Source organism: Flavobacterium aurantiibacter (assembly GCF_002251775.1).
Classification (GTDB): Bacteria; Bacteroidota; Bacteroidia; order Flavobacteriales; family Flavobacteriaceae; genus Flavobacterium; species Flavobacterium aurantiibacter.
The window spans coordinates 52,022-65,486 of sequence record NZ_NOXX01000228.1 but is presented as its reverse complement, the minus strand read 5'-3'; the positions used below and the strand labels follow the sequence as shown (position 1 = coordinate 65,486).

The 13,465-nt window shown below is 42.4% G+C and carries 9 protein-coding genes; 7 read left to right on the top strand and 2 right to left on the bottom strand.

Annotated elements, in window-relative coordinates:
• Window positions 1-22 precede the first annotated feature (22 nt).
• The 3 genes from pyrH to CHX27_RS15110 are packed head-to-tail and all read left to right on the top strand — an operon-like array spanning window position 23 to window position 3,843.
• On the top strand, window positions 23-730 hold the full coding sequence (pyrH, locus tag CHX27_RS15120; RefSeq protein ID WP_094487563.1) for a UMP kinase: 708 nt from the start codon (window positions 23-25) through the stop codon (window positions 728-730).
• Window positions 731-745: 15 nt separating this feature from the next.
• The gene (gene frr, locus CHX27_RS15115; protein WP_094487562.1) at window positions 746-1,309 is read left to right on the top strand and encodes a ribosome recycling factor; all 564 of its coding nucleotides are present in this window, start codon (window positions 746-748) and stop codon (window positions 1,307-1,309) included.
• 53 nt (window positions 1,310-1,362) lie between these two features.
• A complete protein-coding gene (locus CHX27_RS15110; protein ID WP_133063494.1) occupies window positions 1,363-3,843 on the top strand; it encodes a DUF5686 family protein in 2,481 nt (826 codons plus the stop codon).
• A 21-nt stretch (window positions 3,844-3,864) separates the two neighbouring features.
• On the opposite strand, the gene CHX27_RS15105 is transcribed toward CHX27_RS15110, so the two are convergent.
• A complete protein-coding gene (locus tag CHX27_RS15105; protein ID WP_094487560.1) occupies window positions 3,865-6,135 on the bottom strand; it encodes a cation:proton antiporter in 2,271 nt (756 codons plus the stop codon).
• A gap of 173 nt (window positions 6,136-6,308) precedes the next feature.
• On the opposite strand from CHX27_RS15105, the gene CHX27_RS15100 reads away from it, so the two are divergent.
• From CHX27_RS15100 to CHX27_RS15085, 4 genes are all read left to right on the top strand, one after another.
• Window positions 6,309-8,738: an efflux RND transporter permease subunit gene (locus CHX27_RS15100; protein ID WP_094487559.1), complete on the top strand. Its 2,430-nt coding sequence runs from the start codon at window positions 6,309-6,311 to the stop codon at window positions 8,736-8,738.
• A gap of 62 nt (window positions 8,739-8,800) precedes the next feature.
• Window positions 8,801-10,234: an asparagine--tRNA ligase gene (gene asnS / locus CHX27_RS15095; RefSeq protein ID WP_094487558.1), complete on the top strand. Its 1,434-nt coding sequence runs from the start codon at window positions 8,801-8,803 to the stop codon at window positions 10,232-10,234.
• 72 nt (window positions 10,235-10,306) lie between these two features.
• The gene (rpoN, locus tag CHX27_RS15090) at window positions 10,307-11,770 is read left to right on the top strand and encodes an RNA polymerase factor sigma-54 (RefSeq protein WP_094487557.1); all 1,464 of its coding nucleotides are present in this window, start codon (window positions 10,307-10,309) and stop codon (window positions 11,768-11,770) included.
• Complete coding sequence (locus tag CHX27_RS15085) at window positions 11,770-12,396, top strand: hypothetical protein (RefSeq protein WP_094487556.1); 627 nt, start codon at window positions 11,770-11,772, stop codon at window positions 12,394-12,396. The genes rpoN and CHX27_RS15085 overlap by 1 nt, the downstream gene beginning before the upstream one ends.
• Before the next feature lie 19 nt (window positions 12,397-12,415).
• Here the strand turns inward: CHX27_RS15085 and CHX27_RS15080 are convergent, their stop codons facing one another.
• Complete coding sequence (locus CHX27_RS15080) at window positions 12,416-13,138, bottom strand: porin family protein (RefSeq protein ID WP_243389026.1); 723 nt, start codon at window positions 13,136-13,138, stop codon at window positions 12,416-12,418.
• Window positions 13,139-13,465: the final 327 nt, after the last annotated feature.

The following is a 13,465-nucleotide window of genomic DNA, read 5'->3' as shown; positions in this document are numbered from 1 at the left end:
TTGCACAACAATTTTAAACGCTATGAAATACAAAAGAATTTTGCTAAAACTGAGTGGTGAAGCGCTCATGGGTTCACGTGCTTACGGTATTGATCCGGGAGTTTTGGCAAAATATGCTGATGAAATTAAGCAAATTCACGATCAAGGAGTGCAAATTGCCATAGTTATTGGTGGTGGAAACATTTTTAGAGGTGTTGCCGGCGCTTCTAACGGCATGGATCGTGTTCAGGGCGATTATATGGGAATGCTTGCAACCGTAATTAACGGAATGGCGCTGCAAGGTGCTTTGGAAGACAAAGGTATGCTAACGCGCTTGCAAACTGCATTGAAAATTGAAGCGATAGCCGAACCGTATATCAAACGCCGCGCGGTGCGTCATCTCGAAAAAGGACGCATCGTTATTTTCGGCGCAGGAACCGGAAATCCATATTTCACCACCGACACCGCGGCAGTACTACGCGGCGTAGAAATCGATGCCGACGTTATCCTTAAAGGAACTCGTGTCGACGGGATTTATACTGCCGATCCAGAAAAAGACAGCTCAGCAACGAAATTCGATACATTGAGTTTTGAAGAAGTTTTGGCCAAAGGTTTAAATGTAATGGATACTACAGCTTTCACTTTAAGTCAAGAAAACAAACTTCCTATCGTTGTATTTGATATGAACGGACAAGGGAATTTGCTAAAAATTTGTAAAGGAGATACCATAGGTACAGTTGTTACCGTTTAAATACAAGAAACTGTTATGAACGAAGAAATCGATTTTATTTTAGACAGCGCTGAAGAATCCATGAATGCAGCAATTGCTCACTTGGAAAAATCATTTTTGAACATTCGCGCAGGAAAGGCATCTCCGGCTATGCTCGGAAGTGTTTTTGTAGATTATTACGGATCGCAAACACCTTTAAATCAGGTGGCTAAAATCAGTATTCCAGACGCACGAACAATTACCGTACAACCGTTCGAGAAAAATTTGTTGCACACCATTGAAAAGGCCATCATGATTGCCAATTTGGGTTTCAACCCAATGAATAACGGCGATGTGGTAATTATCAGTGTTCCGCCGCTAACCGAAGAACGTCGCCGAGATTTAGCCAAACAAGCTAAAGCAGAAGCAGAAGACGCGAAAATTAGCGTGAGAAATGTGCGCAAAGATGCCAATACGGATATCAAAAAGCTGGAAAAAGATGGTATGTCGGAAGATGTTTGCAAGTCGGCAGAAGAAGAAGTGCAAACGTTAACCAACACGTATATTAAAAAAATAGACGAACTGACAGCGGCTAAAGAAGCCGAAATCATGAAAGTCTAATTCGTATTAATTACGCTAATGTCCGCCTTAGTGCGGACATTTTTTTATATCCTATGCAAAAATTCAGTGTCACGCTTTTCTTTATGCTGCTGTTCTTTACAGCGCACGGTCAGCAGCAGTTGCGTGGACTAGTAATCGATTCGAACACGGCACGCGCAGTGAGCGGAGTTTCGATAGTAGCCGGTAATCGGGTAACGGCAACCGACATTAACGGATATTTCGAAATTGAGGTACAACAGCTGCCTGCTCTAATTAAAATTAGTGCCTTGGATTACGAGTCGCAAGAATATCGCTTTGCAGACGTGTTTCCCAAACAAATAAAAGTGCACAGCAAACCGAAACAAGCGGAGACAATCCGCAATGCAACAGCATTGCTACAAAAAGTTATTGCAAACAAACGCAATAACGATCCGTTGAAAAAGCTGCAAACCTTTGAAATCGAAGCGTATAATAAAGTTGTTGTAACTGCCAATGCTGCCGACGTTGATGCGAAATTAGACACGGTTTACAAGCGCAAATGGCTGGGTAAGAAGCGTATGGAAATCGACAGCAGTAGTGTGAAATTTAAAGCCTTGGTGCAAAAGCAACATTTGTTTGACGCTGAAAAAGTTTCGAAGTTTCAGTTAAGCAAAGGCAACTTTAAAGAAACAATAACAGCCGCGCGTATGTCGGGTTTGCAAACTCCTATTTATGAGTTGGTTGCATTTCGACTGCAATCGTTTTCTGTGTACGAAAATTATTTTGAAGTACTGCAAACCAGATACGCTTCGCCACTAAATGCCAGCGAACAAGATTTGTTTCAACTTACTATTTTAGATACTATTCAATTATCGAAAAGAAATCTTGCTGTTTTGCATTTTGAAAATAAGAAGTCGCGAAAAAAGGGATTAAGCGGAATTTTGTATTGTGACTTAGAGAATTTTGCAATTGCAGCAGCAGTCTTCAGAGTTCAAGGTGTTCTTGATGTAACGGCCCGCTACGAATTTAGCTACGATGCAGAAAGTTCGTTGTACATCATATCAAAAAAGGAGTTCAAAGTAGTTAAAGGAAAGAACAACAAAGATATCAGTATACTCGGTGAGACGTTTCAGTTTGATCCAGAAGACAGTCCGATTTATCGAACGCGCAAACAGCAGCTCACCGATATAACGTATTTGCTTTCTCAAACGCATTATGAAAATCCGAAGCTCAATACAGAAGTTACTATAAAGAAGGCGGCAATTGCGCTTCAAATTAACGACGCAGCAGTTCGCCGACCGGTAAGTTATTGGAATGAGTATATGCAACGATATCCCGACGAAAAAAGTCCGGAAACGTATCGAAAACTCGACAGTTTGGTGCGTGCCGAAGGTATAGAAAGCAAGCTGCGCATTGGTAGAAAGATTTTAAATGGATACGTACCGTTCTCATTTTTTGATATGGATTTGCGTCAGTTGCTGAGCTACAACAATTTTGAAGGTTTTCGGTTGGGCGTGGGCGGTATTACAAACGAGCGACTTTCACAGTACATTAAATTTGACGGTTATTATGCCTTTGGAACGAAAGATCGAAAAGCGAAATACAGTTTAGGAACCGCAGTTCGAATCGGTAAGTTTTCAAGTTCATGGATTGGCGCTGGTTATTCGGACGACATTCGAGAGATTGCGAGTACGAGTTATACGATCGATAAACGTGTTTTCAAGTTATACGATCCGCGCCCAATTAACATTTCTACATTTTACAATTATAGGTCGGTTCGCGCTTACGCAGAAACGAAAATCATTCCCAAAACCGAGAGTATTTGGCAGTTCCAACACATGGAAGTTACACCGCTTTTTAATTACCTGTTTAATTACAACGGGCAAGTATTTGACAATTTTACTCTTTCCACGTTCCAAGCCTCAGTACAATGGAATCCGTTTTCTGATTTTATGCAAACTCCCACCGGTCGTGTAGAGATTTATAAGAGGTATCCGCGTTTCACGTTCCAGCTAACTAAAAGTGTTAAAGATATTTTTGGAAGTAATTTTGATTTTCAGAAGCTCGACGTTCGGGTAGATTATCAGAAGAAGTTTATTGGCGGTGAGCGATTTTCTATTTTACTCGAAGCCGGAATGGCATCTGGCGCAGTGCCATTAACTCATTTATACAACACAGCCCCAAACAATTTAACGAAAGACAGATTACTGCAACGCATCACTATCGCGGGTAAAAACAGCTTTGAAACCATGTTTTTCAATGAGTTTTTCTCTAGTTCGTTCGCGGCATTACATGTAAAACACGGCTTTAAACCGCTGCAAATTAGTGGAAAAATTAGACCTTTAATTGTATTGGTTACGCGCGGTGCTGTAGGAACGATGCGCAATCGAGAACGTCATGTTGGCATTCCGTTTAAAACGCTCGACAAAGGGTTTTTAGAATCGGGTTTAGAGTTGAATAAAATTTATAGCGGCTTTGGCCTTACGGCTTTTTATCGTTACGGACCCAATCAACTTCCGCGATTAGAGGATAACATCGCAATAAAGCTGAGTTTTATGTTGAATTTAGGGTTTTAAAGAAACTAGTGTAATTCAAAATTACGCCCGCATAATCAGCGTTGATGGACTGTTGCTCAACCAAACACTTTGCGAACTAACAAGCTTTCGCCAACTTTCGAACGATACCAGCATAATGTCTTGCTGCGCCAAAAATTCTTTCTTTATAATCCGATCTTCCAACATATCGGTACTGCCTGGGAAATCGCGTTCAATTAAGTCGAGCGCTCCGTAAAATTGCGCATTGTTTTTGACCACGTTGTTTGGATCGATTAGCGTAACCGAAGAAACGCCGTTGCGAATCAATCGCGCAGCGTAATCAATTAAAAAACGATCGTCTTCACTGAAAATCGGCAGAAAAACCTTGGTGATTTGTTCTAAGTTCTTTTCCACCAAAATTCCAACTGGCATTTTTGCTTTGGATAAAATGAGTCGGGTGCGCTCGTCGAAAGGCGAATTCGCAAACAATCCTTCTTTTCCGGTGAACTTATCCAACAAACGATCCGGATTAATGATCGAAGTCGTAATCCCCAAAACCTTACCCAATAGAGTACCGTCAAAAATCGACTGCCCCAATCCGATGAGCAGCAAATCGTAATCACCTTGGTTCGAAATCTCAACAATGTCGGTATCAATGTCGTTCGACGCTTTAAAAATCGTTAATATTGGCTGGTTTAGATTTTTAGCTTCCGTTAGAATCGGATTGAAGTTCTTGTTCTCCAGTTCGTCGAATTCAAAGGTGTGTAATTCATTACTCAAGGTGAGGTGCATTGCGGTAACTATACTTGTTTGCTGTTCTTTCTGCGTAAGCGCGTGCGACAATCGCAGCAACGCCTTTCCGCGCTCGGCGTTTCCAAACGACAATAAAATCTTGAATTTATCGCTCAAAGTAACCGTTTCCGGTACAATCGAATCTTTTTTCTTCGAAATGTAATTGATTAAATCCAACGCCGGTCCCGTCATAAACGTGGTAACTAACGCCATGATTACCATCATCGTAAACACTTCGGTGGTAAGTACGCCCAAATCTAAACCGATGTTCAATACAATAAGTTCCATCAAACCTCGTGTGTTCATCAGGGCACCAATGGTAAATGAATCGCGCCACGACTGACCCACAAATTTTGCTGCCAAAGCCGAGCCTAAGAATTTTCCGGCAACCGCTACAACGATGATTATACCGGTCATTTTCCACAACTCAACGTCGTCTATCAAACCAATTTGTGTACGTAAACCCGTGAAAACAAAGAAGAGAGGTAAAAGTAAGATTACAGAAACGTCTTCTACTTTTTCGATGATTATTCCGCGAAAGCGTGCATTTTCAGGCATAATTGCACCGGCCATAAACGCACCAAATAAGGCGTGGATTCCAATAATTTCGGTTACGTACGCTGAAATAATGAGCGTTAACAAGAAGATAGCTACTACCGGCTTGCTCAAACTTTGACGTGAGTTTTTCAGTGCTCCTACGCGCGCCAAGAACGGCTTTACCAATTTTAGCATCAGAAAAACGTAGGCTACTGCCATAGCAATTACGTACAAGGACGAAATTAACGAGCCTGCTTTAACAATGGCAATTACGGTGGCTAATAGGCACCATGCGGTTATATCGTCGGCGGCCGCGCACGTAATTACGATGGTTCCGAGCTTTGTTTTATGAATGCCTCGTTCCTGAACAATGCGTGCTAACACCGGAAACGCGGTGATACTCATGGCAATTCCTAAAAAGAGGGCAAACGAGGAGAAGGCAATACCTTTTGGAGCAAAATCAGTGAAAATGAAGTAGGCGAGGGCCGTTCCGAGCGCAAACGGAAAAATGATACTCGCGTGACTGATGACTACGGCGTCGTTGGCTTTATTTCGCAACGCGCTGAGGTCGAGTTCCATACCGATAACGTACATGAAGAGTATTAATCCAATCTGACTCAAAAACTTCAGATTCGCCAGAGACGCCACCGGGAAAAGGGCTTCGAAAAATTCCGGAAAATACATGCCAACAAGCGAGGGTCCGAGTACGATACCGGCAATCATTTCGCCAATTACGCTGGGTTGTCCGATTTTTCTGAAAATCCATCCAAAAATTCGAGCAGTCAGAATAATGGTAATAATTTGCAGCAAAAGTATCGCCAGAGGTTCGCGCACACTTTCGATCATCGATTCGACGAAATGTCCCCACTGGTCCGGGATATTTTTCAACGCCGGCTTGGGAACATAGCCTTGCATTTTTTTGCCTTCAATGAGAATGAAGTAAATCAGCGCTGAAAATCCGCCGGTTATCAATATGTAAAAAGCTGTGTTTTTAAAATTCTTCATTCACAAAAAGACCTAAAAATTCAAATGTCGATGTTTTCAAATATATACATTTTCTTTTCAAAACATTTTACGTGAAATTTAAATTGTAAACCGATTAAGAAATGCCGTAAAATCGCGCATTTTCCTATTCCATAACCCTTAGTTTTACGCTACCTTTGCCGAAATTTTTTTGGATGGTTAAGTGGTTTAGTTTGGGCTTTTGGGAGTTAATTGCGCGGGTTGTTTTGCGAAATAAAACACTCATGCTCATAGCTTTGGCCGTTTTAACTGCCTTTCTTTGTTTGCAGTGGAAATACATCAAATTTACGCATACCGAAGCTAATTTACTGCCTGCCGACAATCCGGTAAATATTGAATACAACGCCTTTCTAAACCGCTTTGGCGAAGAAGGAAACCTGATTGTCATCGGAATAAAGCAACATGATTTGTTTAAACCGCAGACTTTTGAGCAGTGGCAAAAATTGATTAGCAGTTTAGAAAGCGACAAGGAAATTAGTCTGGTTTTAGCGCCGAACAACCTCAAAGTTCTCACGCGAAACGACTCGATTCAAGGTTTCGAACTCCGATCGTTTGTCGATGCGGCTAAAGTGAAAAACCAAAGATATCTCGATTCGCTTCAAAGAGTTCTGTTTACAAAGCTTCCTTTTTACGAAGGTTTGCTGCTCAATCGAGCAAGCGGAACGGTGCGTGCCGCCATTTACATGCGAAAAGATTTGGTAAACACGCCCGAACGCAAACAATACATACTAAAACGCTTTGTTTCGCTGGTGGAAAATTTCGAGAAATCAACGAAAGTGGATCTTCGCGTAAGCGGTATGCCCTACATCCGAACCTTAAATGCCGAGAAAATTTTATCGGAAATCAGCATTTTTATCGGTGCGGCATTGCTCGTTACTTCTTTACTGTTTTTCTATTTTTTCCGAAGTTTCAGAGCTACACTTATCTCGGCCATCATTGTGATTATTGGCGTAATGTGGTCGTTCGGCATACTCGGTCTTCTAAACTACGAAATTACAGTACTCACCGCGCTGGTTCCCGCTTTGGTAATTGTTATTGGCATTCCGAACTGTATTTTCCTTACCAACAAGTACCATCAAGAATTTAAAGTACACCGAAATAAAGTTAAGGCACTGCAACGCGTTACCACAAAAGTGGGTATGGCAACGCTCATGACCAATCTGACCACCGCTATTGGTTTTGCCACTTTCGTTACTTCGAACAATCAATTATTGTTGGAATTTGGAATCGTAACTGCAATAAACATCATGGGCTTGTTTGTCTTGTGTTTGATTGTGATTCCGATTGCACACAGTTACATTCCGCCGCCGAAAGATCGCCATCTCGAACACCTCGATTCCAGTGCCGTGAAAACTTTTATGGATTGGATATTGCGCACCGTAAAATACAATCGTTTTTCCGTGTACAGCGCGGCTGTAGCCTTACTCGTGTTGAGCATCATTGGAATATACAAAATGCGTATCAGCGGCAGTATCATCGAAGACATGCCTCGAAATACCGACTTCTTCCGAGATATTCAGTTCTTTGAAAAAGAGTTCGACGGCGTTATGCCACTGGAAATAATGATCGATACCAAGCGCAAAAAAGGTGTGATGAAATCGGCTACTTTGCGTCGTATCGACGAGCTCGAACAAGCGATCGATGAAGTGCCGGGCTTGTCGAAACCACTCTCGGTAGTTGGTGTGATAAAATACGCTAAGCAAGCGTATTACAACGGAAATCCGCAATTCTACGCACTTCCTACCTCTCAAGAACAAGCGTTTATTCTTACCTACATTAAGAATTCTTCCGGAAGCCAGAAAACCGATTTATTAAAAAGTTATGTCGATTCAACCGGGCGCTATGCTCGTGTAACCACATTTATGCGCGACGAAAACGGCGATAAGATTCCACTCATCGAAGCCGAACTCCGCAAAGAAATCGATAAAATTTTCCCGAAAGATCGCTACACCGTAACAATTACTGGAAAAGCTTTTGTCTTCCAAAAAGGAACGGGCTATTTGCTCGATAATTTAATGTCGTCGTTGCTGTTTGCCTTTTTCCTGACCTGTTTGTTAGTTGGATTTATGTTCCGTTCGCCGAAAATGATTTTAGTATCGCTCATTCCAAACATGCTTCCCCTTTTATTGACAGCTGGGTTAATGGGCTTTTTGGATATACCATTAAAACCATCTACCATTTTAGTTTTTGGAATTGCCTTTGGTTTGTCGGTTGATGATACCATTCGATTTCTGGCGCAGTACCGTGAAGAACTGAAACGCAACAACTGGAAAATTCGAAAATCGGTTTATGCCACCTTTAACGATGCCGGTTTAAGTATGTTCTATACTTCGATTGTGCTCTTTTTTGGATTTTCGGTGTTTATGTTGTCGAGCTTCGGCGGAACGATTGCTCTCGGCGGCCTCGTTTCGATAACACTTTGTTTCGGCATGTTATCGAACTTAATGTTACTTCCATCGCTGGTATTAACACTCAATAAAACCTTGGCAAACGAACAAGAATTTAAAGAACCGATTGTTCCAATTGCCGAACGCACCGACGATGAAATCGATCAAATGCCCGGACATCGCGATTTATCGTCTTAGCATAAAAAAATACTTTTTAAACTATATTTGCGCGCTATTGCAAATTAACAGATTGCCCGATTATGAAATATTCTAAGGTAAAAGATTTATTGGCCGGAACCCTTGTAAATACAGAGGTTGGCGTTCGCGGATGGGTACGAACTTTTCGTAACAACCAGTTTATTGCATTGAACGACGGATCGACAATTAACAACATTCAATGTGTTGTCGACTTTGAAAATACCGATGAAACAACTTTAAAGCGAATCACAACCGGTGCTGCTTTGCAATTGCACGGCACTTTGGTGGAAAGTCAGGGCGCCGGTCAAAAATTTGAAGTTCAGGTAACGCGTTTGGAAATTTTGGGCGATTCGGATGCGGAGAAGTTTCCGATGCAACCGAAAAAACACAGTCTCGAATTCCTGCGTGAAAACGCGCATCTTCGCGTGCGTACCAACGCTTTTGGAGCCATCATGCGCGTACGTTCTGCACTCGCTTTTGCCATTCATCAGTATTTTAGAGAAAAAGGCTTTGTGTATGTACATACACCTGTAATTACGGGTGCCGATGCAGAAGGAGCGGGCGAAATGTTTCAAGTAACGTCTTTAAACCTAGATCAAATTCCAAGAAAAGAAGACGGAACCATCAATTACAAAGAAGATTTCTTCGGAAAACATACCAATTTAACGGTGTCTGGTCAGCTTGAAGCGGAAACCTACGCGATGGCATTAGGGCAAGTCTATACATTCGGACCGACATTTCGTGCCGAAAATTCAAACACCTCGCGTCACTTAGCCGAATTCTGGATGATTGAACCCGAAGTAGCGTTTAATGATTTGCACGACAATATGGATTTGGCGGAAGATTTCATTCGTTACGTCATCAAATACACGCTCGATCACTGTGAAGACGATATCGCCTTCCTCGAGTCGCGTTTGTTAGACGAAGAGAAATCAAAACCTCAAGCCGAACGCTCGGAAATGAAACTTCGCGAAAAGCTGAACTTTGTTTTAGAAAACAACTTTAAGCGCGTTTCGTACACCGAAGCAATCGATATTCTCAAAAACAGCAAACCCAATAAAAACAAGAAATTTGCCTACGTGATCGAAGAATGGGGCGCCGATTTACAGTCGGAGCACGAGCGTTACCTGGTTGAAAAACACTTTAAATCTCCAGTAATCTTATTCGATTATCCGGCAAACATCAAAGCGTTTTACATGCGTTTGAATGAAGACGGAAAAACCGTTCGCGCTATGGATATTTTGTTCCCGGGAATTGGGGAAATTGTAGGTGGTTCGCAGCGAGAAGAACGCTACGAGGTTCTGGTCGAAAAGATGGAAAAACTCGGAATCGACCAAGAAGAATTGTGGTGGTATCTCGATACACGCCGCTTCGGATCGGCAATTCACTCCGGTTTTGGTCTTGGTTTCGAACGTTTGGTACTTTTCGTTACCGGAATGAGCAATATTCGCGACGTAATTCCGTTCCCAAGAACACCACAAAACGCAGAATTTTAATCGTTGGAAAAATAAATTTCGGCTTGACACACGTGCTTCTAAATCCGTAAATTTAGGCTACCAATAATCGTTATGTTAAAACAGCATCTAAACCTCAAACTCTCTCAGAAGCTTTCGCCTCAACAAATTCAGTTGATGAAATTGATTCAGCTTCCTACCCAAGCGTTCGAACAACGCCTCATGGAAGAAATGAACGAGAATCCGGCACTGGAATCGGGCAATGAAGACGAATTTGAAAAAGACGCCTACGAAAACGACAGTTACGACGAGTATGATAACGACGACAACGAACACATCGATGCCGACGACATCAACATCGATGAGTATTTGAGTAACGACGAAACGCCCGATTACAAAACACAAATCAATAACTACAGCGACGACGATGACGACCGCGAATCGCCGTACGCCGCAGCGGTTAGTTTTCATCAAGATCTTATCAATCAGCTCAATACCTTCATTCTCTCCGAAAACGAACGCGCCATAGCCGAGTTTCTTGTGGGAATGATCGACGATATGGGCTACATCCGCAGAAGCATCGCCGATATTGTAGACGATTTGGCTTTTACCCAAGCCATTTATACCGACGAAAAAACCGTGGAACGCATGCTGCACGTAATCCACGAACTCGAACCTTCGGGCGTAGGTGCGCGCGATCTGCAAGAGTGCTTGCTGCTTCAATTAAAACACAAAACACCTTCGGAATACGTTGATTTAGCCATCGATATCATCGAGAACCAATTCGATGCCTTTACGAAAAAGCACTACGACAAACTCGCCCAGAAATACGGTGTCAGCAACGAGCAGTTGAAAAAAGCGATTCACGAAATCGAGAAACTCAACCCGAAACCAGGCGGCTCGTTCGCAGGCAGCAGCCGACTCACCGAAACCGTTGTGCCCGATTTTGCGATTCGCATCAACAACGGCGAACTCGAACTCACGCTTAACGGACGTAATGCACCTAGCTTGCACGTATCGCGCGATTACCAAGAAATGATGCAGACATACAAGGTTTCTCGCGATAAATCGTCGCAACAAAAAGAAGCCGTGCAGTTCATCAAACAAAAACTCGATGCAGCAAAATGGTTTATCGATGCCATCAAGCAACGCCAAGAAACGCTGTTTGTAACCATGAACGCCATCATGCATTATCAAGAAGAATACTTCTTAGATGGCGATGAAACCAAACTGAAACCGATGATTTTGAAAGATATCGCCGATTTAGTCGGTCTTGATATCTCAACCGTTTCGCGCGTGGCCAACAGCAAATACGTGGAAACGCCTTACGGAACGAAACTCATCAAAGAGTTTTTCTCCGAAGCCATGAAAAACGATCAAGGTGAAGATGTTTCAACCATCGAAATCAAAAAGATTTTGCAAGACGTAATCAGCGAAGAAGACAAACACAAACCGTTACCCGACGATCAGTTAGCCGAAATTCTCAAAGAACGCGGCTATCCTATTGCGCGCCGAACCATTGCAAAATACCGCGAACAACTCGACATTCCCGTGGCGCGTATGCGTAAGAAAATGTAATGAATCAGCAGCTAAAAAAAGCACTTCGCAACATCCTAATCGGATTTTCATACGTGTTCCATCCGCTGTTTACGCCGCTATTTGCCGTTACTTTCTACGATTTTTTTATTGGCATCAATTATCCTGCCGAGGCTAAATACCTGTTTTACATTCAAATAATTTTGGTTACGGTGTTTATTCCGCTAACCGTTTATTTCTTACTGCGATCTTACAAAAAAGTAGAGTCTATTATGTTGGCAAATGTCAACCAGCGTAAAATGCCTCTAGCTATTCATAGCTTATTGGTGTTTATTTTATTGAAAAATACGGTTTCGGTTGAGTTTGGCTTACCGTTGTACTACTTTTTCTTAGGAACTTTAATCAGTACGCTGTTGGCTTTAGTGGCCACTTTTCTAGAATTTAAAGTTTCGTTGCACCTCACTGCTACAAGCGGTCTGGCAACTTTTGTTGTAGTAACTTCCTTGTTTTTTCAGGTAAACTTATTGCCGGTAATTGCAATGCTTTTGTTTTCTATCGGTGCTGTAGCCACATCGCGACTCCTCATGAAAGCACACACACCAAGCGAATTACTCGCGGGTTTAATCGTCGGAACAGCGCCGCAATTACTGCTATTATTTTGGTTTTAAGACGGTTAGCGAAGCCTTTCTACAAAATATAAAACATCAAACCTAAATTTAAGGTCGTTAAGTCAATGCGTCGGCCATCAATTTGCGCGTTACGGAATAAAGGTTGCGAGCCGTAATACGCGTAAAAATTCCAGGTATTGTAGCCTGCCGAGAGGTATGGACCAAATTGCCATTTTCGAAAATCCCGATTATTAATAACCGTAACCGTTTCGTTTCCAACGAATTTGGTTTTCGAAAAAACTAAATACGAGGCTTTAAAACCGGCATAAAACCGCCAAAACTTGTGCGACTCCGGCGTTGAATTTCGAAACCGAATTTCGAGCGGAAACTCCAGTAAAACTTGTTCCATTTTATTCCGATCGTAATTCACATCTTGTAAAATCACATAGTTTCGCATGCCATCAAACTCGCTAACTTGTAAATCGTGGTGGTATTTGTTGTACGAAATGCCCATACCGGCGGCTACAGCAAATGTTCGCTTTTTGTTCAGCGGAAAATCGCGCAGAAAACCGCCGCCAAAACCGGGCGATACACCGTTTTGCGAATATCCGTCAGGCATTTGTCTCACCAAATTGTAAGTAATACGCAGGTAAAATTGGTCTTCGCGATACAACGAATCAACTTTCGAGTAAAAGGTCGTGTCGGCAACCGTCGTCGGAAGCTCCTGCGCGGCTGCTACAACGCTGCAAAAAATAAAAAGTAAAAAATAGCGAAGTCGCATAATTCCTGTCGGTGTAACCATGTTATAAGCGAAGATATTACATTTATGCGAGCGTTTCCAAGCTATTTTTACGATTTTAGGTCGCTTATTTGGGCAACTGCCCGGCAAACGTTCGCTGGAAATACCTGTGCCGGTCACCGCGCTTTCCAAGTCAAGGTGCGCTAAAAAAACAACAACAGCTACACGTCTTATAGCTTCCGTTGGTCGCTACAATCCGCGTGCTGTTGTACGTTTTTTTACGCGCACGCTTGCTTTTCCAATCGCTGTTGCAGAAAAATCGTGTTAACGTGTGTGCATAAAAAATCGAGAAAAATGTAGCTCAATTGCCATGAACCCCAGATTAATTCG